Source organism: Haladaptatus ordinarius (assembly GCF_054177595.1).
Map to the genome: position 1 here is coordinate 1 of NZ_JBPEHH010000306.1, position 602 is coordinate 602.

A 602-nucleotide genomic window follows, 5' to 3' on the forward strand; every position below is an offset into this window, starting at 1 on the left:
AGTCCAGTGGACGCCTGGATTGCACGTACATACGGTCGTCATCGCACGTCCCGGTGGTCGCCAAGAGCGTGCGTCGAACCCTTCCCAACCACGCTTTCGCGGGTTGGTGCATCGGTTACGTCGGGAATAGTTCGTTTCACCCCCTTGTACTTAAGAGGAACGATTCGAACTACCCGATGAAACAGCCTTCCTCGGGATTCGAACCCGAGCTATCTCCACAAACGGAGCCGCTCACCGTTGAGCGAAGGCCACCTCTCATCGAGAGAGAACGTTAGCCTCGGTAGTTCAAAGGTGCCTTATCGGAATCCGAAGGCGTCTCGGAGGTGAATTGCCACCCCGTCAGCGGATGCTGACGGGGAAAGGTGGGTCAGGCGCGTCGGCCTGATCCCGATCGTTAGGAGGTGATCCAGCCGCAGATTCCCCTACGGCTACCTTGTTACGACTTAAGCCCCCTTGCGAAGCCCAGATTCGACCATCGCTTGATGGCCTCATCCGGACCTCACTCGGGTGCTTTGACGGGCGGTGTGTGCAAGGAGCAGGGACGTATTCACCGCGCTCTTCTGAAGCGCGATTACTACCGAATCCAGCTTCATGAGGGCGAG

1 rRNA gene is annotated in these 602 nt (G+C 58.1%); it reads right to left on the reverse strand.

Features of this window, described 5'->3' with window-relative positions:
• Positions 1 to 396 precede the first annotated feature (396 nt).
• A 16S ribosomal RNA gene (locus ACR3FF_RS27320) occupies positions 397 to 602 on the reverse strand; the annotation flags it as partial.